This window comes from Arthrobacter sp. cf158, assembly GCF_900106835.1.
Lineage (GTDB): Bacteria > Actinomycetota > Actinomycetes > Actinomycetales > Micrococcaceae > Arthrobacter.
In genome coordinates this window covers 544,305-567,851 of record NZ_FNNR01000001.1, presented here as the reverse complement: position 1 = coordinate 567,851, position 23,547 = coordinate 544,305, and the positions used below count along the sequence as shown (strand labels likewise).

18 protein-coding genes are annotated in these 23,547 nt (G+C 64.7%); 9 read left to right on the top strand and 9 right to left on the bottom strand.

Translation table 11 applies throughout. The features are described 5' to 3' along the window. Positions 1–69: 69 nt before the first annotated feature. Together BLW08_RS02485 and BLW08_RS02480 are read left to right on the top strand one after the other, a co-directional pair. Positions 70–1,770: a sensor histidine kinase gene (locus BLW08_RS02485; RefSeq protein ID WP_091323182.1), complete on the top strand. Its 1,701-nt coding sequence runs from the start codon at positions 70–72 to the stop codon at positions 1,768–1,770. Then, complete coding sequence (locus BLW08_RS02480) at positions 1,763–2,422, top strand: response regulator (protein ID WP_090819410.1); 660 nt, start codon at positions 1,763–1,765, stop codon at positions 2,420–2,422. The genes BLW08_RS02485 and BLW08_RS02480 overlap by 8 nt, the downstream gene beginning before the upstream one ends. Positions 2,423–2,443: 21 nt before the next feature. Here the strand turns inward: BLW08_RS02480 and BLW08_RS02475 are convergent, their stop codons facing one another. Continuing rightward, complete coding sequence (locus BLW08_RS02475) at positions 2,444–3,349, bottom strand: LysR family transcriptional regulator (protein ID WP_091323180.1); 906 nt, start codon at positions 3,347–3,349, stop codon at positions 2,444–2,446. Between the two features lie 74 nt (positions 3,350–3,423). Here BLW08_RS02475 and BLW08_RS02470 point away from each other — a divergent pair, with 74 nt between their 5' ends. Together BLW08_RS02470 and BLW08_RS02465 are read left to right on the top strand one after the other, a co-directional pair. Further along, positions 3,424–4,956 (top strand): aminotransferase class I/II-fold pyridoxal phosphate-dependent enzyme, encoded by a 1,533-nt coding sequence (locus BLW08_RS02470; protein WP_091323178.1) that lies wholly within the window; start codon positions 3,424–3,426, stop codon positions 4,954–4,956. Between the two features lie 117 nt (positions 4,957–5,073). Further along, a complete protein-coding gene (locus BLW08_RS02465; protein WP_091323176.1) occupies positions 5,074–6,522 on the top strand; it encodes an amino acid permease in 1,449 nt (482 codons plus the stop codon). A gap of 107 nt (positions 6,523–6,629) precedes the next feature. On the opposite strand, the gene BLW08_RS02460 is transcribed toward BLW08_RS02465, so the two are convergent. Together BLW08_RS02460 and BLW08_RS02455 are read right to left on the bottom strand one after the other, a co-directional pair. After that, positions 6,630–7,013 carry a RidA family protein gene (locus tag BLW08_RS02460; protein WP_090819480.1) on the bottom strand — a complete coding sequence of 128 codons (384 nt, stop codon included), beginning with the start codon at positions 7,011–7,013 and terminating at the stop codon, positions 6,630–6,632. A gap of 56 nt (positions 7,014–7,069) precedes the next feature. Then, entirely contained in the window at positions 7,070–7,582 is a 513-nt protein-coding gene (locus BLW08_RS02455) for a GNAT family N-acetyltransferase (protein ID WP_090819483.1), read from the bottom strand. A 470-nt stretch (positions 7,583–8,052) separates the two neighbouring features. Here BLW08_RS02455 and BLW08_RS02450 point away from each other — a divergent pair, with 470 nt between their 5' ends. Genes BLW08_RS02450 through BLW08_RS02430 form a run of 5 tightly spaced genes read left to right on the top strand, consistent with a single transcriptional unit; the run spans position 8,053 to position 13,281 of the window. Further along, positions 8,053–9,174, top strand: a complete 1,122-nt coding sequence (locus tag BLW08_RS02450) for an ABC transporter substrate-binding protein (RefSeq protein ID WP_091323173.1) — start codon at positions 8,053–8,055, stop codon at positions 9,172–9,174. Between the two features lie 2 nt (positions 9,175–9,176). Then, entirely contained in the window at positions 9,177–10,121 is a 945-nt protein-coding gene (locus BLW08_RS02445) for an ABC transporter permease (RefSeq protein ID WP_091323171.1), read from the top strand. After that, positions 10,097–10,819, top strand: coding sequence for an ABC transporter ATP-binding protein (locus BLW08_RS02440; protein WP_091323169.1), 723 nt, complete (start codon positions 10,097–10,099; stop codon positions 10,817–10,819). The genes BLW08_RS02445 and BLW08_RS02440 overlap by 25 nt, the downstream gene beginning before the upstream one ends. Positions 10,820–10,879: 60 nt before the next feature. Then, positions 10,880–12,247 carry an LLM class flavin-dependent oxidoreductase gene (locus tag BLW08_RS02435; protein ID WP_091323167.1) on the top strand — a complete coding sequence of 456 codons (1,368 nt, stop codon included), beginning with the start codon at positions 10,880–10,882 and terminating at the stop codon, positions 12,245–12,247. Further along, positions 12,247–13,281 carry an aldo/keto reductase gene (locus BLW08_RS02430; protein ID WP_091323165.1) on the top strand — a complete coding sequence of 345 codons (1,035 nt, stop codon included), beginning with the start codon at positions 12,247–12,249 and terminating at the stop codon, positions 13,279–13,281. The genes BLW08_RS02435 and BLW08_RS02430 overlap by 1 nt, the downstream gene beginning before the upstream one ends. A 22-nt stretch (positions 13,282–13,303) precedes the next feature. Here BLW08_RS02430 and BLW08_RS02425 read toward each other — a convergent pair whose 3' ends face one another. The 6 genes from BLW08_RS02425 to BLW08_RS02400 form a co-directional block, all read right to left on the bottom strand. Next, the gene (locus tag BLW08_RS02425; RefSeq protein WP_091323163.1) at positions 13,304–14,512 is read right to left on the bottom strand and encodes an AAA family ATPase; all 1,209 of its coding nucleotides are present in this window, start codon (positions 14,510–14,512) and stop codon (positions 13,304–13,306) included. Positions 14,513–14,518: 6 nt separating this feature from the next. Continuing rightward, positions 14,519–15,343 (bottom strand): inositol monophosphatase family protein, encoded by an 825-nt coding sequence (locus tag BLW08_RS02420; RefSeq protein ID WP_091323161.1) that lies wholly within the window; start codon positions 15,341–15,343, stop codon positions 14,519–14,521. Continuing rightward, the gene (gene ligA / locus BLW08_RS02415; RefSeq protein WP_091323158.1) at positions 15,340–17,628 is read right to left on the bottom strand and encodes an NAD-dependent DNA ligase LigA; all 2,289 of its coding nucleotides are present in this window, start codon (positions 17,626–17,628) and stop codon (positions 15,340–15,342) included. Before ligA ends, BLW08_RS02420 begins: the two co-directional genes overlap by 4 nt. Positions 17,629–17,667: 39 nt before the next feature. Then, positions 17,668–18,267 carry a hypothetical protein gene (locus BLW08_RS02410; protein ID WP_090819508.1) on the bottom strand — a complete coding sequence of 200 codons (600 nt, stop codon included), beginning with the start codon at positions 18,265–18,267 and terminating at the stop codon, positions 17,668–17,670. Positions 18,268–18,363: 96 nt separating this feature from the next. Next, positions 18,364–22,818, bottom strand: a complete 4,455-nt coding sequence (locus BLW08_RS02405; RefSeq protein ID WP_090819511.1) for an FtsK/SpoIIIE domain-containing protein — start codon at positions 22,816–22,818, stop codon at positions 18,364–18,366. Continuing rightward, the gene (locus BLW08_RS02400) at positions 22,815–23,519 is read right to left on the bottom strand and encodes a hypothetical protein (protein WP_090819515.1); all 705 of its coding nucleotides are present in this window, start codon (positions 23,517–23,519) and stop codon (positions 22,815–22,817) included. The genes BLW08_RS02405 and BLW08_RS02400 overlap by 4 nt, the downstream gene beginning before the upstream one ends. Between the last annotated feature and the right edge of the window lie 28 nt (positions 23,520–23,547).

The following is a 23,547-nucleotide window of genomic DNA, read 5'->3' as shown; positions in this document are numbered from 1 at the left end:
GCATTGTGCTCAGTGATTCAATGGATCAGGAGGAAAGGAGCGAAGGTGCCGCGAAACAGCAGGGTCAGCATGCGTTTCTCCACCCAGACCCTCCTCCTCCAGTTGGGGGTGGTCCTGCTGGTGGTACTGCTCAGCGGGACAGTTCATGCCTGGCTGGTTTACGAACGGATCGGCACCGAAGCCGAGAATCAGGCGCTCACCTTGGCCAGGACAGTCGCCGCAGATCCAGATATCAGGGCCGGCGTCCAAGCCATCAGCAAGGAAGAAGGAACCCCTCCTCCTGACGTGCTCGCCGTCGGCACCCTGCAAGCAGCGGCCGAAGCCGTCCGGATCCGGACCGGAGCACTGTTCGTGGTCATCACGGATGAAACGGGATTGCGCCTTGCCCACCCGGAGACGGCACGGCTGGGTGAACGGGTCAGCACCGACCCCTCCGTGGCACTGGGCGGCGAAGAAATCACCACCCGCAACACGGGAACGCTGGGGCCTTCCGCCGGGGCGAAAGTTCCGGTCTACGCTCCGGACAGTTCCGAGGTGATCGTGGGCGAAGTCAGCGTGGGCTATTCCGTGGAGTCCCTCAGCAACAGTCTGGCCCGCGACATTGTGCCCATTGCCCTCACCGCGGGCGGCGCACTCCTGGCGGGCGTGCTGGCATCGTTCCTGCTCCGCCACCGCCTGCAGCGCCTCACTCTTGGTTTGGAACCCGAGGAAATCAGCACCCTGGTCCACGACCAAGTGGCAGTGCTCCAAGGCGTGGATGACGGGGTCATCGGCATCGCGGCAGACGGCCGGATCTCGGTGTTCAATGTTGCGGCTGCGAGGCTGTTGGACATGCCCGATGCCACTGATCAGGACTGGGCAACCGCCGCCGTGCCTGAACAACTGAAGCAACTCACGCAACCGGCATCACGCGACGCGGAAGCCTTGGAAATAGTGGCCGGAGGACGCGTCCTGGTGGCCAGCGCACGCAAAGCCTGGCACCGGAAGGAAGACCTCGGCTGGGTGGTCATGCTGCGGGACCGCACCGAACTGCAGCAGCTGACCCGCCAATTGGACGCCGTAGGAACCATGTCCGCTGCCCTCCGCGCGCAGCGCCACGAGTTCGCCAATCAACTCCACACCATCGCGGGCTTCATGAGCATCGGCCAGCACGACTCCGCCAAGGAGTACCTGGCCCGGATTTCAGCCACGGGGCCGCTGAAGTTTCCCGTTGAACAAGCCGAACTCCTGCAGGACGCGTACCTGCAGGCCTTTGTTGGCGCCAAGGGTGTGGAAGCTTCCGAGCGTGGCGTGGCCCTCCGGGTTGGGCCCGAAACCCTGGTCCGGGGACACGTTGCAGATCCCCAGGACGTGACCACTGTATTGGGCAACCTGATCGACAATGCGGTGAGTGCCGCCGTCGCCGGCTCTTCAGTGGAACGTTGGGTGGAGGTTGAGCTGCTGGATGACGCAACCACAACCGGCGGGACCCTGCACATTGTGGTGGGCGATTCAGGCGACGGTTTGGGGAGCCTGGAACCGGAAGAGGTTTTCGCGGAAGGATTTACGACGTCGGAACAACCGGTACGCTCGGGGGCTGGACAAGGGTTGGGATTGGCTTTGGTGCGGCAGCTTGCACGGCGGCGCGGCGGAGATGTCCGCGTCCTGGAACCAGGGTCAGAAGGCGGACCGGGCGCCGTCTTCATGGCTACCATCCCGGGCGTCATGGATTCCGCGGAGCCCACCGGCGTAAAGAGCGATTCAACGTGCAGGGAGGACAGCAGTGGCTGACGACTTGAGGGTGCTGATCGTGGACGATGACTTCCACGTGGCAAGGCTCCACGCAGCCTATGTGGATTCAGTGGCCGGTTTCATGGCCCTGGCCCCTGCAGGCTCAGTGTCCCAAGCACTGCAAGCGATCCACAGCCTGCGCCCCGATCTGGTGCTGCTGGACGTGTATCTGCCGGACGGCTCGGGCTTGGACCTGTTGGGCCAGCTGGACGTCGATGCCGTCATGCTCACTGCTGCCTCCGATGCCCAATCCATCAAAGTTGCCCTGCGGCGCGGTGCCTTGGGCTACATGTTGAAGCCCTTCACCGCCGAGTCGTTGTCCCAGCAGCTGAGGTCCTACGCGCGCTATCGCAGGATTCTGGCGCAGCAGACCGCCGTCGACCAAACCACCATTGAGCGAGCCAAAAGGTCCCTGATTCCCGGGGATGTGACCCCTTCCGCCAAGCCCAGGTCCGCCACCGAAGCGGCAGTCCTGGAATCGTTGCTTCCCGGCGAGCAATACTCCGCCGCCGAAGTCGCCGAGCGGGTTGGCGTTTCCCGCGCCACAGCTCAAAGGTATCTGTCCTCGCTCGCGGACGATGGCGCCGTCGAGATTCAACTGCGGTACGGAAGCACGGGCCGCCCGGAACACCGTTACGGCGTCCCGGGCTGACCCACGCAGGTAGGGCGAACCTTAGGCTGGGACGCTTCCGGCTGTCCGTTCCCGGAGCAGCTTCTCAAGAAGGGTGACCGCCCGCGGCACCCGCCGGTTCAGGGTAATGAACGAGACCCTCCGCTTTCCGAGGTCCTGGACGGTGGGGCGCAGCGTCACATCGAAACGTGTATCAACGGCGGTCTCGGTGCTCAGCGCGAGCCCCAGTCCCTGCGCCACGAGCCCATGGATCATGTTGAGATCGTCCGTGCGCATGAGTTCACGCGGCCGATGGCCCACCAGGCTGAATGCTCTTTTCAAGACCCGGTCCGAGGCCTCATTGTCGTTCCTGCTGTGGATCCAGGCTTCGCCGGCGAGCTGCGCGAAGTCCAGCACCTCCTGCGCAGCCAATACGCTGTTCCGCGACAGCATCACCCTGTAGGGCTCCAGCAGCAACGGCACGACAGCCAGATCCGCGGAGCCGAAGGCGGGATCGTCCGCTGCTTCGTAGATGAGGCCGGCGTGGACATCCCCGGCAAAGAGCATCCGTACCACCTCCGTGGGCTCGGCCTCAATGACCTCAACGCGCACCCGCAGGCGTTCCTGCAGTTCCGCGATAGCCGAGGGCAGCAGCCTGGATCCAATGGAGGCGAAAGTTCCCACGCGCAGGGTGACCAGGCCGGCGTCCCGCTGTTCTGCGACGAGCCGCTCCGCTTGGCCCACCTTTTGCAGGATCTGCGCGGCCTCTTCCGCGAAGGCCGTCCCAAGCGGCGTTAGAGTGGCGCCGCGCCGATCCCGTTCCACAAGGCGCACATTGAGGTGGCGCTCCAGGGTATTGAGGTGGTGGGTCACCGTGGGAACCCCGTAGCGCATGGCTTCGGCGGCCTTGGTGAGGCTTCCATGTTCCCGGATGGCTAGCAGGACGCTGAGTTGCTGGAGATTGATCATCACATACTCACTATGTTAGGAGATACTAAAACATGATATTCCCTAGATGATGTGAACTGACTAACGTTCAGGTCATGCTCTTGATTTCCCCTTCCGACGCCCGCGACGCGGCTGGCGCATCCGAATCCATGTCCCCGCTGCAGTCCACCACCCCGTACGCCGATGCCCTGCGTTCCCTGGCCAGTCACGACTGGCAACGCCTCCATGTCCCCGCCCACCAAGGGCGGGACCACAACGCACCCGGGGTAGCATCCCTGGTAGGTCCGGAAGCCCTGGCGCTGGACTTCCCGATGCTGTTCAGCGGCATCGATCAGCATGACTGGCGGCTCGTGTCCTCCGGGCGCGAGACTCCCCTTGTGCAGGCCCAAGCCCTCGCCGCCGAAGCCTGGGGGGCATCCAGGACCTGGTTCCTCACCAACGGCGCTTCCGGCGGAAACCACATCGCCACAACGGTAGTCCGCGCCCTCGGCAGGGAGTTCGTCGTGCAGCGCAGTGTCCACTCCAGCGTGATCGACGGCATCACCCATGTGGACCTGGAGCCGCATTTCGTGCAGGGAGCTGTCGACGCCGGGCTCGGCTCCGCGCACGGAGTCACTGCTGAACAGGTCGAGGAAGCCTTGGCAGCCCATCCGGACAGCGCTGCCGTCTACGTGGTCAGTCCCAGCTACTTCGGCGCGGTGGCAGACATCACCGGGATCAGCGCTGTGGCGCACCGGTATGAGGTTCCGTTGATCGTCGATGAGGCCTGGGGGTCGCACTTCGGCTTGCACCCTGCCCTGCCCGTCAATGCCGTCCGTGCCGGCGCAGACCTGGTCATTTCCAGTACCCACAAAGGCGCCGGCTCCCTCACCCAGTCCGCCATGCTGCACTTGGGCCACGGACCGTATGCCCGGAAACTGGAATCCCTGGTGGACCGCGTGGTGCGGTCCTTTCAATCCACCAGCTGCAGCGCGCTGTTGCTGGCGTCGTTGGACGAGGCCCGTCGCCACCTGGTCATGGATGGCCCGGAGATGATCGGCAAGGCCCTGGAATCCGCCGAAGCCATCCGCGCCGCGGTGCGCGCCAGCCCCCGTTTCCGGGACGCCACCCCGGACATCCTGGCCAGCCCCGATGCCGTGGCCAACGACCCCTTCAAGATCGTGATCGACACCCGCGGCGCCGGGATCACGGGCACCGATGCGCAGTACCGGCTGATCCGGGACCACCGTATTTACTGCGAGCTTGCCACGCCCGCCGCGCTCCTGCTGTTGGTGGGCGCCACGGCACCGGCCGATGTTGAACGCATCCTGACGGCGCTGCACTCACTGCCCCAGGCGGAGAGCGAGCCGGAGCGGATGCGTGCGCTTCCTCCCGCCGGCGAACGCCGTATGGGCCTTCAGGCGGCGTTCTTCAGCGCAGTGGAGACCGTCCCCTGGCAGGAGGCGGAAGGCCGCATCTCCGTGGATTCACTGGCCGCCTACCCGCCGGGCATCCCCAACGTACTACCCGGTGAAGTGCTGGGTTCGGGGTCGATCGCTTTCCTGCGCGGCACCGCGGCTGCCCCGTCCGGTTACGTCCGCGGAGCGCACGATCCCGCGCTGGACTACTTCCGGGTTGTCGCCCGCTAAGTCCCCGGCGCTCCATCGAAGCACACCACAGCTGAATCCCGCTCGTCACGGCGCGCACCTGCGTGCCGCGATCCGGTCTGCCCGGAAACAAGGAAATCCCCACCACAGGAGGACACTATGTCCGCATCAACCATCGCCCATGCCCCCCGCGACGAACTCGAACGTGGCCTGAAGAACCGGCACCTCCAGCTCATGGCCATCGGTGGCGCCATCGGCACCGGCTTGTTCATGGGTTCAGGGAAGATGATCAGCGTCACCGGACCGGCGGTAATCTTCGTCTACCTGGTCATTGGCTTCATGATCTTCTTCGTCATGCGTGCCCTGGGCGAGCTGCTGCTTTCCAACCTGCATTACAAGACCTTCGGAGATATCGCCAAAGACCTGATCGGGCCGTGGGCTGGGTTCTTTGTCTCCTGGACGTACTGGTTCTCGTGGGTTGTGGCGTGTGTGGCCGACATTGTGGCCATCACCGGATACGTGGCCTATCTGGACCCCGGCATCCCTACGTGGGTTCCTGCGCTCATCGCCGCCCTGGTGCTGATCGTGCTCAATTTCCAGCCCGTAAAGTTCTTCGGTGAAACCGAATTCTGGTTCGCCGTGGTGAAGATTGTGGCCATCGTCGGGCTCATCGCCACCGGAGTGGTGCTGCTGTTCACCGGCTTCCAGAACCCTGATACCGGCACGCACGCGTCCCTCTCCCACCTTTGGGAGCACGGCGGCATGTTTCCCTTCGGCCTCAGCGGTTTCATCCTGGGCTTCCAGATGGGAATCTTCTCCTTCATCGGCGTCGAGCTGGTGGGCACGGCCGCCGCAGAGACGGAGTCGCCCAGGAAGAACCTGCCGCGGGCGATCAATTCCATCGTGGCACGGATCCTGGTCTTCTACGTCGGTGCACTGACCATCATCATGACCATCACCCCATGGAACCAGATTGAACCGGGCAAGAGCCCCTTCGTGACCACTCTCGCCTACGCGGGCCTAGGGATCGCCGCCCTCGCCATCAACCTTGTGGTGCTTACATCCGCCGCCTCCAGCGCCAATTCCGGGCTCTACTCCGGCACCCGCATGCTCTACGGGCTGGCCAAGGATGGCCATGCCCCAAGGGGATTCGCATGGACCAACAGTAGGGGCGTGCCCGCCAAGGCGGTGTTCTTCACCAGCGTTTTCCTGTTCGCAGCCATCCCCTTGCTGTTCGCCGGGGACAACGTGGTGGCGGCCTTCACCTTCGTCTCCTCCGTCTGCGCAACGCTGGTTCTGTTTACCTGGGGCTCGATCATTGTGAGCTTCATCCTCTACCGCCGACGGTTCCCGGAACGCCACGCGGCCTCCGGCTTCCGGATGCCCCTGGCCCGGGTGGCACCGTGGACGGTTCTGCTCTTTTTCGCCTTCATCGCAACAACGCTGTTCGTCGGGGAGGACACCCGACTGCCATTCTTGGCTACGCCGCTTTGGTTCGTGCTGCTGGCCGTATTGTGGCAGGTGAAAAAGCGCCGCCTCCAGCGCGCCGGGCTGCCCCTGACGTCACCGGTGCCCGTGGTACCCCACCCGCTCGACGACGAGCGATGAGCCTTTCCCTTCCTCAAGCCCGAACGTAGAGCTGAGGCCCTGGAATCGCCATGCGATTCCAGGGCCTCAACTGTACATACGCAGTCCGGTGTGGGCGCCGACGGAATTTAGCCGGCGCTCTTCTGCGCCACGAGCTCGATCTCCACCAACATCTGGGGATCGAGGAATGGCAGGACGTGGACCAGTGCCAGCGTCGGACGGATCTCGCCAAAAACTTCGCCGTGCGCGCGGCCGGCATCTTCCCACTTGCTGATGTCCGTCAGATACAGCTTGGACTGGACAACATCCTGGTAAGAGAACCCGGCCTCTTCAAGCACGGCACCAAGCTTTTCAAGGATGTACTTGGTCTGCGAGTAGAAGCCATCGCCAACAATGCCGTCGGGTCCGCTTGCTGCTGTGGCAGAAATGAAAAGTGTGTTGTCCACCTGGACCGCGCGGGAGTAGCCAAGTGTCTGTTCCCAGACCGAACCCGTGCCGAATGTCTTGCGCATGCCGCGCCTTCCTGTCGTTTCGCGCGGCCCGGTGACCGGCGTTTACGAAGGAAACTTTATGACTGCGGCAGGTCCAGCCGGTAAACGAACAGCTTTATGTCGGTGCCGGGAACAAACCAGTCACGGTGGGGGGCCCGGTCAAAGCCGGTGCGGGCGTAGAGGGCGTTGGCACTTTCCCACGTGGCGCCCGTGGTCAGGGATACGGCGTTGATCCCGTCCATGGCCTTCGCCTGATCGACGACGGCCTGCACCAAGGCCCGGCCGGCACCGGAACGCTGGACTGCCGGATCCACCACAAGGGTACGCAGTTCCAATTCATCCTCAAGTCCGATGTCCGAGAATCCGCCGCCCGCCGGAGCAGCCGTCACGGATCCGATGACCTCACCGTTGCGCTCTGCCACCAGGATCTCCGCGTGCTCAGCGCGGCCCGCCACGTCCTGGAGCTTCTGCAGGTAGGGATGATCGGCGTCGCCGTAGTACCCCGCGGTGACGTAGGAGTCCTGCGTAATGCGGGCAACGGCGTCGTAGTCTTCGGGCAGGGCGGGACGGACGGTAATCGGCGAAAGCACCTACCAATGGTAGTCGCGCCGCACGCACGGTAAATGCCAAATACGCCTTTCCGTGACGGAACTATCAGTCACGAACTGACCGCACGACGCCGGTCACAGGCACTGTGTTGATCAGGTGGACAACCGCCGGACTGCTTTTGTGTTGCCTCCCATGGCGCCGGATTGAGTCCTGTGGCGTGCCGTGAACGCCGGTTTCGTGCTGTTGCGGGGACATGTCGAAACGCTGGCGCCGGGCGTTGCGGGCATGCTTGAGTTGCCACACGGCGAATCACTGATGCCATCACACCTTTGAGAATTCACTTCACACAGAACAGGAGGAACGATGCTTACGTCCGGTCTTTCTGCACGCGCAACGCAGGCTCACCCCTGCTGTCCGCCCTGCCTTCAGAACTGAGCGATCTGCACCGCTGCCCCGTCGACGCCCCTGGCTCCGGACCGGCAGCGCCCCTCCCGCACCTGAAAGGCTTGACATGTCATCCGCGTTCCCCCGCGCCCAAAAACTCCCCACAACAACACCAAACCGCCGCCATGTCCTCGGCGCCCTGCTCGCGATTCCTGCCCTCGGCCTGCTGACAGCCTGCGGCGGAGCGGCCACCGCAGGCGGTGACGCCACCCAGGCAGCGCAAGTGACGGCTCCGTTGGCCACCACTGTCCCTGAGGGCACCACTCTGGTGGTGGGCGATCCCGCCGTCCAGGTTGCCCTGGAGCTGTCCGGGCTGGACAAGAAGCTCAGCTTCCCGGTCAAGTTCGCCAACATTTCCGGCGGCCCGGCCACCACGGAAGCCTTTAGGGCCAACGCCCTGGACGTCGGCTCCGTGGCCGACATTCCGCCCATTCACGCCACGTGGACGGGGCTGGATGTCCGCATCATCGCCAGCGTCTACCGCCAGGACGCGGTGAACCACCCGTTGTACGAACTGGGCGTAGCGCCCGGCGCGGGCATCGCGGACCTACAAGGCCTGCGCGGCAAGAAGATCGCGTACAGCCCGGGCCAGGCGCAAGGTGCGCTGGTGTTGCGCATCCTCGAAAAGGCCGGCCTCCAGCAAAGCGACGTGAAGCTCGTGGAACTGCCCAGCACCGGGGACACCTACTCAACAGCCCTGTCCAGCAAGCAGGTTGATGCCGCTCCGCTGGGCGGCGTCCAGATCAAGCGTTACCTGGCCAAATACGGCGCCGACGGTGGAACCACGCTGCGGCATGGTCTCCGGGACGATCCCGGCCACCTCTACTCCCCCGCCAAAGTGCTGGATGATCCGGCCAAGGCTGCGGCCCTGGCCCAGTACGTGGACGTCTGGGGTCAAGCCCAGCGGTGGATCCAGGACCACCCCAAGGAATGGCTTGAGGGCTACTACGTCAAGAACCAAGGGCTTTCCGCTGAAGACGGCCAGTACCTGATCGACGCCGCCGGCGAGCGCGACCTCCCTACCTCGTGGACCGAAGCCATCGCCCGGCACCAGCAGACCATCGATCTCCTGGCCCGCGAGCAGAAGAAGCCCAAGCTGGACGCCGCCAAGCTGTACGACCTCAGGTTCGAGGCCATCGGCGGCACGGCGTACGCAGCCGCTGCTTCAGGCTCAGGGAAGGGAGCGTAGCCATGACCACCACTGCTGCCCGGCGCGCGACGACGGTCACCGCTCCCCCGTATCAGGGCGACTCCACCAACGGCGACTCCACCAAGGGCGACGCCGGCACGCACCCGGGTGCCGCCGTCGAGCCTCATCTTGACCCCGCCCTGACGGGACGGCCGGACGTCCGCCCCACCAGCCGCCGCCTGGGCCCCGGCCAACGCCGCCGCTTTGCCGGCCTGGTGGGTCCGGCCGCGCTGATCCTTTTGTGGGTTGTCGCCTCGGCGACCGGACTTCTGGACCCCCGCATCCTCTCTGAGCCGTGGACCGTGGTGGCCACGGCAGGCGAGCTAATCGCCGACGGCCGGCTTCAGGAGAACCTGGCCATCTCGGCCCAACGGGCGGGCCTTGGCCTGTTCTTCGGGATTGTGGTGGGCGCCGTCCTGGCTGTCCTGTCCGGACTGAGCAGGGTGGGTGAGTCGCTGATCGACGGTCCTGTGCAGATCAAGCGCGCCATCCCAGGGCTGGCCCTGATCCCGTTGCTGATCCTGTGGTTCGGCATCGACGAAACCATGAAAGTCCTCACCATCACGCTGGGCGTGTTTGTCCCCATCTACCTCCAGACCCACGCCGGACTCCGCGGCATTGACCTGCGCTACGTGGAGTTGGCACAGACTGTGGGCTTGAGCCGGGCCGGGTTCATCCGCCGGGTTGTGCTGCCGGGGGCGCTGCCTGGGTTCTTCCTGGGACTCCGCTTCGCCGTCACCGGCGCCTGGGTGTCCTTGGTGGTGGTGGAACAGATCAACTCCACCAGCGGCATCGGCTACATGATGGAGCTCGCCCGCACCTACGGCCAAACCAACATCATCGTCCTGGGCCTGGCCGTCTACGGCGTCCTTGGCTTGCTGTCCGACGCAGCCGTCCGGCTCCTGGAACGAAAGGCATTGTCATGGCAACGCACACTGGCGGGCTGAAGTCGGCGGGTCCCTCAAACGAGGTCTCCGTCCGCAACCTGATCCGGAGCTTTGGACCCAAAGGCGTCCTCAACGGAGTGGATCTCGATATCGCGCCGGGTGAGTTCGTGGCACTCCTTGGCCCGAGCGGCTGCGGCAAGAGCACCCTCCTGCGCGCGCTGGCCGGCTTGGACCGTGACGTCCGCGGCAGTGGTGTGGTCAAGGTTCCCGAGCAGGTTTCGGTGGTATTCCAGGACTCCCGCCTCCTGCCCTGGGACAGCGTGCTGGGCAACGTCACCTTGGGCCTCCGGGACCACGACGCCGACGCCCGCGGCCGCCGCGCACTCGCCGAGGTGGGACTCGCCGGCCGCGAAAAGGCGTGGCCCCACGAGCTGTCCGGCGGCGAACAGCAGCGCGTGGCACTCGCGAGGTCGCTGGTCCGTGAGCCGCGGCTTCTCCTTGCCGACGAACCTTTCGGTGCCCTCGATGCGCTGACCCGCCTGAAAATGCACGCCCTCCTGAAGGATCTCGTGGCCGCGCATCGTCCGGCGGTCCTGCTGGTGACCCACGACGTCGACGAAGCCATCACCCTGGCTGACCGCGTCATAGTCCTCCAAGACGGCCGCGTCGCCTTGGAACGCACGGCAGGAACCTCCGTGGACCAGTCCTCGCTGAGGGGTGAACTGCTCGCCGCCCTCGGCGTCCACGCTGCTGCGTGAATCCAACCACGTCCTCTGACCCCCTGACCTGAACCCCCTACCTGAATCAAGGAGTAATCCATGTCTGAACCCCAGCGCCACCTGCACCTCAACGCCTTCCTCATGAGCACAGGCCACCACGAAGCATCGTGGCGGCTCCCGGAAAGCGATCCGCTGTCCTCCACCAAGGTGGAGCACTACCAACACCTTGCCCGCACAGCCGAGCGCGGCAAGCTCGACTCCATCTTTTTCGCCGATTCCCCCGTCCTGTTCGGGGAAGTAGGCCGCCGTCCCGCCGGGAAGCTGGAGCCCACGGTGCTGCTGACCGCCATCGCGGCCGTTACCCGGAACATCGGTTTGATCGCCACCGCCTCAACCACTTACAACGATCCCTTCAACCTGGCGCGCCGCTTCGCGTCGGTGGACTGGGTTAGTGGCGGACGCGCCGGTTGGAACGTGGTCACCACGGCGGGACCGGACGCCGCGCGCAACTTCGGAGTGGATGACCAGCCCGCCCACGCTGTCCGCTATGAGCGCGCCGCTGAGTTCATTGAGGTGGCCCAGAAGCTCTGGGACAGCTGGGAAGACGATGCAGTACTGGCAGATAAGGCCGAAGGCGTGTGGGGTGATGACAACAAGATCCGCGCCATTGAACACGAGGGCAAGCACTTCCGGGTCCGCGGCCCGCTCAATGTCCCCCGCTCCCCACAGGGCCACCCGCTGATCGTCCAGGCCGGGTCCTCGGAAGACGGCAAGAAGCTGGCAGCCCAGTACGCCGAAGCCGTTTTCACCGCGCACCAGACCCTGGCCGATGCCCAAGCCTTCTACTCAGACCTGAAGGCCCGCACCGCCGCCGTGGGCCGCGATCCGGAAAGCATCAAGATCCTGCCGGGCATCGTCCCGGTGATCGGGTCCACGGAGGCCGAAGCCTTGAAGCTTGAGCGCGAACTCGACGAACTGATCAAGCCGGAATACGCCCGTGAACAGCTCGCCAAGACTCTGCGCCTGAAGCCCGAGGACCTCCCCCTGGACCGTCAGCTTCCCCCTGACCTGCCTTCAGAAGATGAGATTGAGGGAGCTAAGAGCCGCTACACGCTGATCGTGGAACTGGCCCGCCGCGAGCAGCTCACTGTGCGTCAATTGATCGGCCGTCTGGGCGGGGGACGCGGCCACCGCACCTTCTCAGGAACCCCGGAGCAGGTTGCCGATGCCATCCAGGACTGGTTCTTTGCGGGAGCGGCCGATGGCTTCAACATCATGCCGCCGGTTCTCCCGTCGGGCCTGGAGATCTTTGTGGACCAGGTGGTGCCCATCCTCCAGCAGCGCGGCCTGTTCCGCACCGAGTACACCGCCTCCACCCTGCGTGGGCACTACGGGCTGGCCCGGCCGGAGAATCGCTTCTCCGGTTCCACGGCACAGCAGCTGACTTCCATCGGATCGGCGTTCTAATGACCGAATACCGCAATCTGGGACGGACAGGGGTCAAGGTCAGCCAGCTGACACTGGGCACCATGATGTTCGGGGCCATCGGGAATCCGGACCACGACGACAGCATCCGCATCATCCACCGCGCCCTGGACGCCGGCATCAACCTGGTGGACACGGCTGACGTATACTCCCAGGGCGAGTCGGAGGAAATCGTCGGCAAGGCCCTGCAGGGCAGGCGCGACCAGGTTGTCCTGGCCACCAAAGTCCACGGGCGGCTCGGCGACGACGTGAACCAAGCCGGCAATTCCCGCCGCTGGATCATCCGCGAAGTAGAGGACAGCCTGCGTCGGCTGCAGACCGATTGGATCGACCTCTACCAAGTCCACCGGCCTGAGCCTGATACGGACATCGACGAAACGCTAGGAGCCCTGAGCGACCTCGTCACCCAAGGCAAGATCCGCTACATCGGTACGTCCACGTTCCTGCCCGGCCAGATCGTCGAAGCCCAGTACGTGGCCCGCGAACGCCACCGCGAGCGACCCGTCACCGAACAGCCGCCGTACTCCATCCTGGCCCGGGGCGCTGAACGGGAAGTGCTGCCGCTGGCGCAGCAGCACGGCTTGGGGATCCTGCCGTGGAGCCCCCTCGCCGGCGGCTGGTTGTCAGGCCGGATCAAGCCCGACGGTGGCCATCTTCCGTCGAGCCGCGCAGGACGCCAACCCGCCCGGCATGATCCGAACCTCCCCGAGAACGCCCTCAAGACGAAGGCCGTGCTTGAGCTGACAGAACTGGCCGAGCAAGCGGGGCTGTCACTGATCCACCTCGCTTTGGCCTTCGTGCTGGAGCACCCGGCAGTGACGTCGGCGATCATCGGTCCCCGCACGCTGGACCACCTCGAGGCAGCGCTCGGGGCGGACAAGCTCACCTTGTCCCGTGACGTTCTGGACAGGATCGATGAGATCGTGCCGCCAGGAACTACTCTGAATGCCGCCGACGCAGGGTATGAGCCGGTGTGGCTGACTGAGCCGGCCCGGCGTCGTCGTTCGCTGCGGTAAGCAGCCCACCACAAGGCGTGTTTCAGCGCTTTGGCCAGCTCCACAACGGACCTTCCAGAGAACCCAGGCCCTTGATCCTGGTTTCGCCCAGATCCTTGTAGAGCTCATGCTCATGGGCGGCGCCGCTTTCCCGCAGCGCCTTCAGCAGCGCCTCGGAGTGGGTCACCACAATCATCTGACTGCTGGCACTGGCTTGGACTATCAGTCCGGCCAGTGCCGGCATCAGGTCCACATGGAGGCTGGTTTCGGGTTCGTTCAGGACCATGAGCTCAGGCGGCCTCGGCGTGAGCAAAGCAGCGGTAAGCAACAGGAACCGCAAGGTCCCGTCCGAGAGTTCGGCCGCTTTCATGGGGCGCAGCATGCCTGGCTGCCGCAACTCGACGCTGAAGCGGCCGTCGTTGACCGCGATCTCCAACCGGCTGCCGGGAAAGGCGTGATCGACGGCGGCATCCAACTGGCGCTCGAAGCCCACTTCCCGCAATGTCTGGAGCGCAGCCGCCAAGTCCCTGCCGCTGTGGTGCAGCACAGGGGTGCGGGTGCCGATTTGAGCCTGCCTGGCCGGCGCCTCGGCGTCCGTGCGGAAGTGATCGTAGAACCGCCAGGAACGCACCGAATCCCGCACACGCAGGACTTCGGGGGCACGGTCCTGGTCCGATACTTCCGTCAGCATGCTCTGGTATGTGTCCAGACGCCGGGAAAGTTCCGTCCATTCACCGTTGCTGCCGCGCAGCCTGGCCAGGCTACCCTTGCGGTCCACCAGCAACGAGCCCGGCCGTGCCACCGGTCCGGAAAATATCTGTTCCCGCTTGATTTCAGGGTCCAGGCTGAAGGCGGAGGGCCTCGGCCTGCCAGTCTCTTCATCGAATCCCGCACCGCTGGGCACCGGCATGCCAAGGTCCACCAGATAGCCGAAGTCGTCCCCGGAGTAACCCAATTTCAGATTCACGGATTCACGGCGAACAGTTCCTTGGAGGGGCACCTCACCGCGGCGCATGGCCTCGCTGATGCTCTCCGGACCCGCCCACAACGTAGAGGACAATCCGCCGTCCCTGGCCAGCGAACCCACCACGTTGCCGGAATCGCCTCCGGCGCACTCGGCCAGCAGCCGCAGGGCGCGGTAGAGCGAAGACTTACCGCTCCCATTGGCCCCGGTCACGATGTCCAGGCCGTGCAAGTCCATGGCGAGATCCCGGATGGACCGGTAGTTGGCGATGGCGAGAGTGGTGATCACTGGCGGTTACAAAGGGAACTTGCCGGACAGTTCCAAGGTGCCTGCACACATCCACGCAGCCAGGCGATCCTCGGTACTGGGGCCGCCGTCGAGAGGGCTTTCCAGACGTGGGCGTCGCACCCAGCAGCCAGCCTCCTCGGCAACAAGGGCGCCCGCGGAGAAGTCATGCTCGTTCAAGCCACGCTCCCCGTAAGCGTCAAAGGTACCGTCGGCCACCAGGCACAGATCCAAAGCCGCCGAGCCCAGGCGCCGAACGTCAGCAAACCCGTCCATGAGCTCAGAGAGCCCGGCTGACTGATTGGCCCGGGTAGCGGGATCGTAGCTGAAGCCCGTGGCCAGAATGAGTCCTTTGCGCCCGGGAACCGGCCCGGCCAGCCGGGTTGTCTCTCCGGACGCCTCAAGCCACGCTCCATGTCCACGGGCCGCCGAATAGACGCGCCCCAGCGCCGGCGCGTGAACTACGCCGGCCAACCACACGCCGTCGGAATCCGCCACGGCCACCGAGGTGGCGTAATAGACGATGTTGCGGATGAAGTTGGTGGTCCCGTCCAGGGGATCAATGGACCAGCGGTATCCGGACGATTGTTCGGGACGGGTTGTCCCGTGTTCTTCCCCGGTGATGGCGTCGTGGGGGCGTTCGGCGATGATGGCTTCCCGGACGGCATTCTCCGCCGCGACATCGAAGGCCGTAACCCAGTCACCGGCCTCGCCCTTGTTGCTGGTTCCCAGGCCATCGCCTCCCGTGCCGTTGACGGACCGCTGCGCCAGGACGGCAGCACCCGCTGCGGCGGCCCGTTTGGCAACGGCAAGGAGCTCTTGGACGTCCGTCATTCGGAGGCTGCTTCCGCAGCTGCTTCTTCGGGCACCGCGTCAGATTCTGTGTCAGGCGTAGCCGGCCCATTGGCCAGGAGATCGCGGAATCCGTCCTCATCCAGAACGGGAACGCCCAGCTGCTCTGCCTTGTCCAGCTTGGTGCCTGCGCTCTCACCAGCCACCACGTAACTGGTGTTCTTGGAGACGGAGCCGGAGGCCTTGCCGCCACGGATGATGATGGCTTCCTTCGCTTCGTCACGGCTGAAGTTGGGCAGCGTACCGGTGACTACCACTGTGAGGCCTTCAAGGGTCCGTGGCACCGAGGTATCGCGTTCGTCCTCCATGCGCACGCCCGCCGCGGCCCAGCTGTCCACGATCTCGTTGTGCCAATCCACCGCGAACCATTCCTTCAGGGCCACCGCAATGGTGGGTCCCACGCCATCAACGTGGGCCATTTGCTCTTCCGTGGCGTTGCGGATGGCTTCCATGCTGCCAAACGCAGTGGCCAAGGCTCGCGAGGCAGTGGGGCCCACATGCCGGATGGAGAGAGCCACCAGCACGCGCCACAGCGGCTGCTTCTTGGCCTTCTCCAACTCCACGAAGAGTTTCTCCGTGGTTGCCGTGGGCTTGGACGGGGACTTGGCCGTTCCCTTGGTGTAGAAGTACGGAACAAGCTCGTACTCTCCCGTGCCCACACCCTTGGAACGCTTTTCCCGGCGGATCAGGACATCGGCCAGGTCCTCGCGCGTCAGGCTGAACAGGCGGGCCTCGCTGGTAAGTGGCGGCGTCTCCGGCTCTGCGGGCTGTGTGAGGGCAACAGCGGCTTCCCAGCCAAGGGCTTCGATATCGAAGGCGCCCCTGCTGGCCACATGGAAGACGCGCTCACGCAACTGCGACGGGCAGGACTTGGCGTTGGGGCAACGGATGTCTACGTCGCTTTCCTTCGCCGGTGCCAGCGGAGTGCCACAGGACGGGCATTCGGTGGGCATCACGAACTCGCGAACCGGCGGGTCCTGTTTGTCGCGCAGGGCCAGCACTGGGCCCACAATTTCCGGAATGACATCGCCGGCTTTACGGAGGATGACGATGTCGCCAATCATCACTCCCTTGGCCTTGACCACATCCTGGTTGTGGAGCGTAGCCATCCCCACCGTGGAACCGGCAACCTTCACGGGCTCCATCAATCCGAACGGCGTCACACGCCCGGTGCGGCCAACGTTGACAGCGATGTCCAGGAGCTTGGTGTGGACTTCCTCCGGCGGGTACTTGTAGGCGGCAGCCCACCTGGGCACGCGGGATGTGTACCCGAGCGCCCGCTGGGTAGCGAAGTCATCGATCTTGACCACGATGCCATCGATCTCGTGCAGGAGCTTATGGCGCCGCTCCCCGTAATCGGCTATGAACGCCAGGACGTCCTTGAACGAGTCCAGAACCTTGAGATACGGGCTGACAGGAAGCCCCCAGGCCTCAAGGAGCTTGTACGTTTCGGACTGGCTCTTGGCTTCCAGTCCCTCCCGGGCACCAATTCCGTGAACAAACATGCTGAGGGGCCGCTTTGCAGTTTCCGCGGGATCCTTCTGCCGCAGCGAACCGGCAGCAGCGTTGCGGGGATTCGCCAGCGGTGCTTTGCCGGCAGCCACCAGGGTTTCGTTGAACTCAAGGAAGGCCTTGGAAGGGATAAACACCTCGCCCCGGATCTCCACTTCGGAGGGGTAACCGGAGCCGCTGAGCTCCCGTGGGATCTCTTTGATGGTGAGGACGTTGTGGGTGATGTCTTCACCGGTGGTGCCGTCGCCGCGCGTCGCAGCACGGACCAGTTTGCCGTCACGGTAGAGCAGGTTCACGGCAAGGCCGTCAATCTTCAACTCGGTCAACCATGCGATGGGCGGAACGGAATCACCGAGCTTCGCCACCGAGGCTTCGGCCTTACGGACCCAGGCCTCGAGTTCATCCAGTGAGAAGACGTCGTCCAGGCTGTACATGCGCTGCAGGTGCTCCACTGCAGCAAACGCTGAGGAGACTTCCCCGCCGACTTCCTGCGTGGGTGAATCGTTGGAGACCAGTTCGGGGTGAAGTGCTTCCAGCTCCTCCAGGCGACGGTAAAGTTCATCGAACTCGGCGTCCGACACCGTGGGCGAGTCTTCCTGGTAATAGGCATACCGGTACTTACGGACGAGGTCGGCCAGCTGCTCGTATTCGTCCCGCAAAGACTCCGAGGGTGGGGTCCCCTCTGCCTCCACGATGGCGGCCGCCGTCTCTTCAGCCGTGGTTTCTACCGGATTCGCAGTTTCTGGTGTGCTCACAGGTCTATCTTGCCGCAAGCCACGGACATTAAAGGGTTGCTAGTGCGACGAGAGGCGGTTCTTGCTCCACAGTGCGAACGCCAGTCCGCCCAAGCCCACCAACAGCACGCCCCCCAGGATGCCGAACAAGCCGAGCATGTTGGGACCCGAAATGGAGTTGGACGCCAGCACGGCTGCCTGCGTTTCCTGTCCCTTGTCCACGGGAGTGTTCCAGTTGGAGGACTTGGAGGGACTTGGGCTGGCCGAGGTGGCGCTGGCGGTGGGAGAGGCCGACGGCGTTGCTGACGCCGATGTGGCTTCCGGGACAGGTTCGGACGGGCCCGACGTCGGAGCGGCGGGCTGGGGTGCCACGCTCACCGGGGCCTGGCTCACCACGGGTCGTGGCGCCTCGACCGTGGGCTGCGGCGCGGCCGGTGCCGGCGCTACCTGGGTCTCACGCGCCCGGGTTGGCTCCGGGTTGGGAGTTGGCTTCTTGTCCGCTTCAGGAGCAAGCGCAGGCTGCGTCGGCGTCGGGTCGTCGGCCCCCTCGCTGGGAGCACAGGAAAACTTGCCGTCGCACGGAGCAGCCTGGGCGGCGGCAGCCGGCGCCAGCAGTAAGCCGGCGGCCAACAGGACGGAGGGGACAACGGAGTGTCGCATGAAGGTAACCTCAGCTGGGCGTTGGGGCGTGCCCAGTAATCAGGAAGTTGGGGCGTTTCGTGAAATACTCCTACATCCCCCGCGCCGCCGCAAATCCTAGCTTCGGTTTTCCGGTGGCATCGCGATCTGCAGTTTGCGTACCTTTCCACGTCCCACGATGTATCCGCGGCCTGGGATGAAGTCCGTACTGATGCGGCCCAAGGAGGTGTTGAGCAGGCTGTCACCCTCCACGTCCCCGGGATTGAGCAACAGTCCACGGCGACCGGACTTGAAGGGCTGGGCAAGGGACCAGGCCTGGGACCACGTGGAGGTTTCAGACTCACCTACTACCCATTGATCTGCCTTGATGGCGGCCGTGACCAAGCGGCCCACGCCGGATTCAGCCAGTGTGTCGGTGAACTCGGTCAGTCCCTCGATGAAGATGGCCATGCTGCCGGGGTTGTCCGAGGCTTTGTCGATCAGGTCATCCACCACATCAGAGACTTCGTCCGGGCCCACCAGGGACCTGCTCCAGATATTCAGTGAGGCTACCGCTGAGCGCCTCGAACCGATGTAGATGAGGTCGGTCCGCGGGTTGGAGCGTCGCAAGGCATACGCCAAGGTGACCAGCGCCACCGTGCGGCCGGCACCCGGCGGACCTGCCAGGAGGAGGGAGCCTTTGGCAGCGATCGCCGCGGAACCCAGTGTCTCGTCGTCCACGCCAATCACGGGGTTGTCCGGAGCACCCGAGGGCAGGATGTCCAGGTCAACCAACTCCGGAAGGCGCTGGATCTGGGGTGCCTGCTCGAGCCCTTGCCGGACCATCGCCTGGCTGAGCTTGGCCACTTCGCGTGCTTGCAGGGCGAGGTTGGAGTTGCCACCCAGCACGGCGAGCTGCACTTCCAGCCCATCCAACAGCCCACGCCCGGGAGGCGACGCTGCGTTGAGCACATCCTTGGGAACGTCCAGGGTCATGTAGTCGTCCTCGGAGCTGAGTCGCAGGACCAGCCGCTTCTGGATGGAGGCCAGGAGCGACGCCGGAACGGAGTTGGTGCGGTCACCGCTCACTACCAGGTGGATGCCCAGGGGACGGCCGTCTGTGGCCAGCGTGAGGAAGATGTCCCACAACGCCGACAACTTGCTGTATTCGTAGCCCTCCCGGAACGAGGACATGCCGTCCACCAGGATGAAGATCCGCTTTTCGTCGGGCCTGTTGGCCAACTGGCGGTACTCGACGATGGTGGAGGCCCTGACCTCGGCAAACCGGGCGGCGCGATCGTCAGCCACTTCCTTGAGCCAGCGCAAAAGCCTGCCCACACGTTCGACGTCGTCGCCGTTAATGATCTCGCCAACGTGCGGAAGTCCGTCCAGCATCTTCAGCCCGGAGGAGCCGCAGTCGATGCCGTAAACATGCACGGGACCACCGCGGGGTGTGACAGCCGCGGCGATCGCGATGCTGCGCAACGCCGCCGACTTTCCTGATCCGCCCGTGCCATAGACGGCCATGTTGCCGTCCTTGTCCGGTTCGTAGAACACGGTGGGCTGGTCCTGGTGCGCGGGATCGTCCGCCACGCCCAGCAGGAGACGCTCATCCGTACGTGGGTTGGGGAGCTTGGAGAAGTCGTAGGTTGTGGCAAGTTCGTTGAGCCACGGCTTCCGGGGAGGGTCTATCGACAGAACGTCAGCGGCACGGATGATGTTTCCGGTCATCCTGGCAATGTCGTTGGGTCCGGCCGGTTCTTCCTCCACTTGGGCCACCAACGGCGGTTCCCATGTGGGACCGGAACCGAACGCCATCTCCACGATGTCGATCCGCGGACGCTGGGGCTTGTCCGTGGTCCAGCCGCCGGCATACCCGGTCTGGAAGCCCTGGATGCGTCCGGGGCCGGTTTTCGCGGCACCGCGTCCGGGGATTGACGGATCAAAGTAGGCAGCAGTGGGAACGCCAAGGATATCCACGGCGTCCACTTCATCAGCCATACGAAGGGCGACGCGCAGGTTCGTGTTGGCACGCAGGTTGTCCTTGATCACACCGGCGGGCCGCTGGGTGGCGAGGATCAGATGCAGGCCCAGCGAACGGCCACGGGCCGCCACATCCACCACGCCGTCGACGAACTCGGGAACCTCGGTAGCCAAGGCAGCGAACTCGTCCACGATGATGATGAGATAGGGCGGTGCTTCAGGATCGGCCTCGCGTTGCAGCGCCAACAGGTCCTTCGCTTTCTTGCGGTTCAGGAGCCGTTCCCGGTAGTGCAGTTCAGCGCGCAGGGAGGTCAGGGCCCTGCGGACCAGGTGCGGGGACAAGTCCGTCACCAGGCCCACGGTGTGGGGCAGGTGCAGGCAGTCCGCGAACGCAGCGCCGCCCTTGTAATCCACAAACAGGAAGCTGACCCGGTCCGGGCTGTAAGCCGCAGCCATACCCATGACCCAGGACTGCAGGAACTCAGACTTACCGGCTCCTGTTGTTCCCCCCACGAGTGCGTGCGGGCCTTCGTTCTTGAGGTCAAGGTAGAAGGGCTCCACGCCCTTGGAACCCACCAGGGCACGGAGGCTGCCGTTGTCCTTGCGGTTGGGCACCGCCGTTGCGTGGACAGAGTTGTTCTCCTGCCAGCGCTCGGCCACCGCTTGCGGGTTGTCCATGAGCTCCTTGCCAATCAACGTGGCATAGGAGACGGCCCGCGGGAGGTCGGAGTCGTCGTCGAGCGGGTTTCCGACGTCCACCAGCGGCGACATCATGCGCGCGAGTTGCGTCGCCAGATCCGCGTCCAGGCTTTCACAGCTCACCGGATAGGTGTGGCGGCCCAGGCGGACCTGACCTGTGGTGGTGCCGTGATCCCCGTCGACGGAAAGGAAATCGCGGCAGGCTGCCGGAAGGGACTGCACGTTGGCGGCCACCCACATGATGTGCACGCCGTAGTCGGGTCCGCGTTCCACCAAACGGGTGAGGCGTCCGCGGTCCACGGGAGCATCGTCCTCCACGATCACCAGGACAGCAGGCACTACCGGGCCGGGAAGTTCCTCATGCTCGTCCTTGAGCCCGGGCCGCGGCTGCGGACCCGGCTCCTTGGCCATTGATTCGCGTTCTTCCACCAGGCTTTCGAGGCGCGACAACAGTGCGGCCCCTGCTCCGGGTCCTGCTGCGAGGTGGTCACCGGACAGGGGGCTGTGGCCGGACCCAACGTGCGGGAGCCACTGGAGCCAGTCCCAGCGTTCACGGGATCGGGCCGAAGTCAGCGAGGTCAGGACAACCTCGGCGGGCGAATGGAGACCCACCAACTGGAGCACCATGCCCCGTGCCACGTCGTCCACCACAGCGCGGTCTCCCGCCACGCCGAACGAGCCCGAGGTACGCAGCTGCGACACAATCGGCACACCCTCGATGACACGGACCTGCTGAAGGCACTCCTGGATTTCCCTCATGTACTGGGGTTCGGTCTCGTTGGCGCCAGGCTCGTCGAAGGGAATTCGGGACGGCGCGGAACCCAGCCCAAAACGGACGCCCAGGAAGTGCTGGTGCTCGGGGCGGTTGGTCCACAAAAGCGGGCCCAGCTTGTAGATCGCGTCCACGGTATCGCTGACCGAGGGTGCTTCCTGGAGCCTGACTGCGCGCTCAATGTTCTGCTGCCGGTCGATGTCCTCACGGAAGGCCAGCATTGCGGCCTTGAACTGCTTGTGGCCTTCCTTCGCCGCCCGCTTGCTCTGCATTTTGTGGTCCACATAGTGGCCCACAATAAACAGCGGCATCATGGCCATAAACAGCACCGAGAGCAGGTTCTGGGTCACGGCAAAGAGCACGCCACCCATCAGCAGTGGCGCCACCAGCATGATGTACGGGAACGGCTGGTGTTCCGGACGCTTGGGACCGGCCGGCGGCACGCGCTTGGGCGACTCGAACCGCGGTAGCACGCGCGGCGAGCGGTTGAAGTCCACCAGCGGCGACGACGGACCACCGCTGTGGTTCCTGGACAGGGCAACAACGCCTACGGTGGTGTCACCCAGCGTGACAGTGTCCGACGATTCAAGCGTTGCCCTGGTGACTGGCAGACCATCCATGAGCAGGCCGTTGGCGGAGTTCGTGTCCACGATCTCCACGGTTTCGCCCACCGTGACGCGGGCGTGGCGCTTGGACGTCAACGGGTCCGAGAGGCGGATGTCGGCGTCCCGGTCCCGGCCGATGTAGCTGGTACCGAAAGGCAGCGAAAATTCGCGTCCGACGTCGGGCCCTGACATGACGCGCAACGTCGCCGCAGCCGGTCCCCTGTTGGAGCCGGAGGCGTGGCCATTCGACGCGAACTGCTCGCTCACCTGCGCGAGTGAAACTTTGGAACCGGGCCGCAGCCCGGACTCCAGCAGGTTCTCAGTGGGCCGCAGGACGTGGCCGGACAGACCGCCGCCAACGAACGCTTCATCCACGCTGATGGAAAGGTTCGACGGCGGTTCGGTCCCCTTGCGCGCGGGGTCGGCAACCCAGAGTTCGGTGGCAATGTCAGCCACGGTGGCGCGACCGTCTACGGTGACGGCGAGGTCCTTCGCGTCAGCGGGGTCACGCCGCAAGGTCAAGCGGAACTTCATGCGTCGTCGGCTCCAGTCATGGTGTCCAAAAGGTGCAGATCGGCCGGAGTCACCAGATGTGAGGTGACGGCGTGTTCCACCAGCCGCGCACGGCGGTTGGTGGCAAGTTTTCCGGCTCCGCCGCGCAGGCCAACGACGCCCACGCGATCAAGTTTGTCGCAGACGTTGTCCAGCTTGCGGTTGAAACGGGTCAGCGCCCACCCCAGCCGCTTGGCCGCCTCCGCCGATGATGGAATGGCGCTGAAGCCTGTTCCTTCGCGTCGCAGCATCGGCTCGGCCAAGGCAACGATCAGGGCCTTTTGCGAGTCCGTGAAGACTACGGGACCAATGGTGGTGTCCCCCGCTTGGTCCTCGTCGCGGGCCTCGTGACGGAACGACGGCGTCTTCAAATGAACAGCGAACTCATAAGTGGTGGGTCCGGCAGTGAAGATGACATTGGTGTGGCTGAACACCAGCGGGATCCTGGCCCCCGGCGCAAGCCAGGCCTGCATTCCGCCGGATCCATCCGCGATGGTGGCCGACAACATGGTGCCCACGTTGCTCAGCCACCACATTCCGTCGTAGCGGGCGATCTGAAGGAAACGCCGGTGCAGGTAGGGGTTGTCGTCCACCTCCAGATCACCTTCACGGCCAATGTCGAAGATGTCCTCGTCGGATGGTTCGTACCATTCCCCACAGAAATCTATTGCTAGATCCCCCATGATCTGTGCCTCCTCAGTCGGCGGTAAG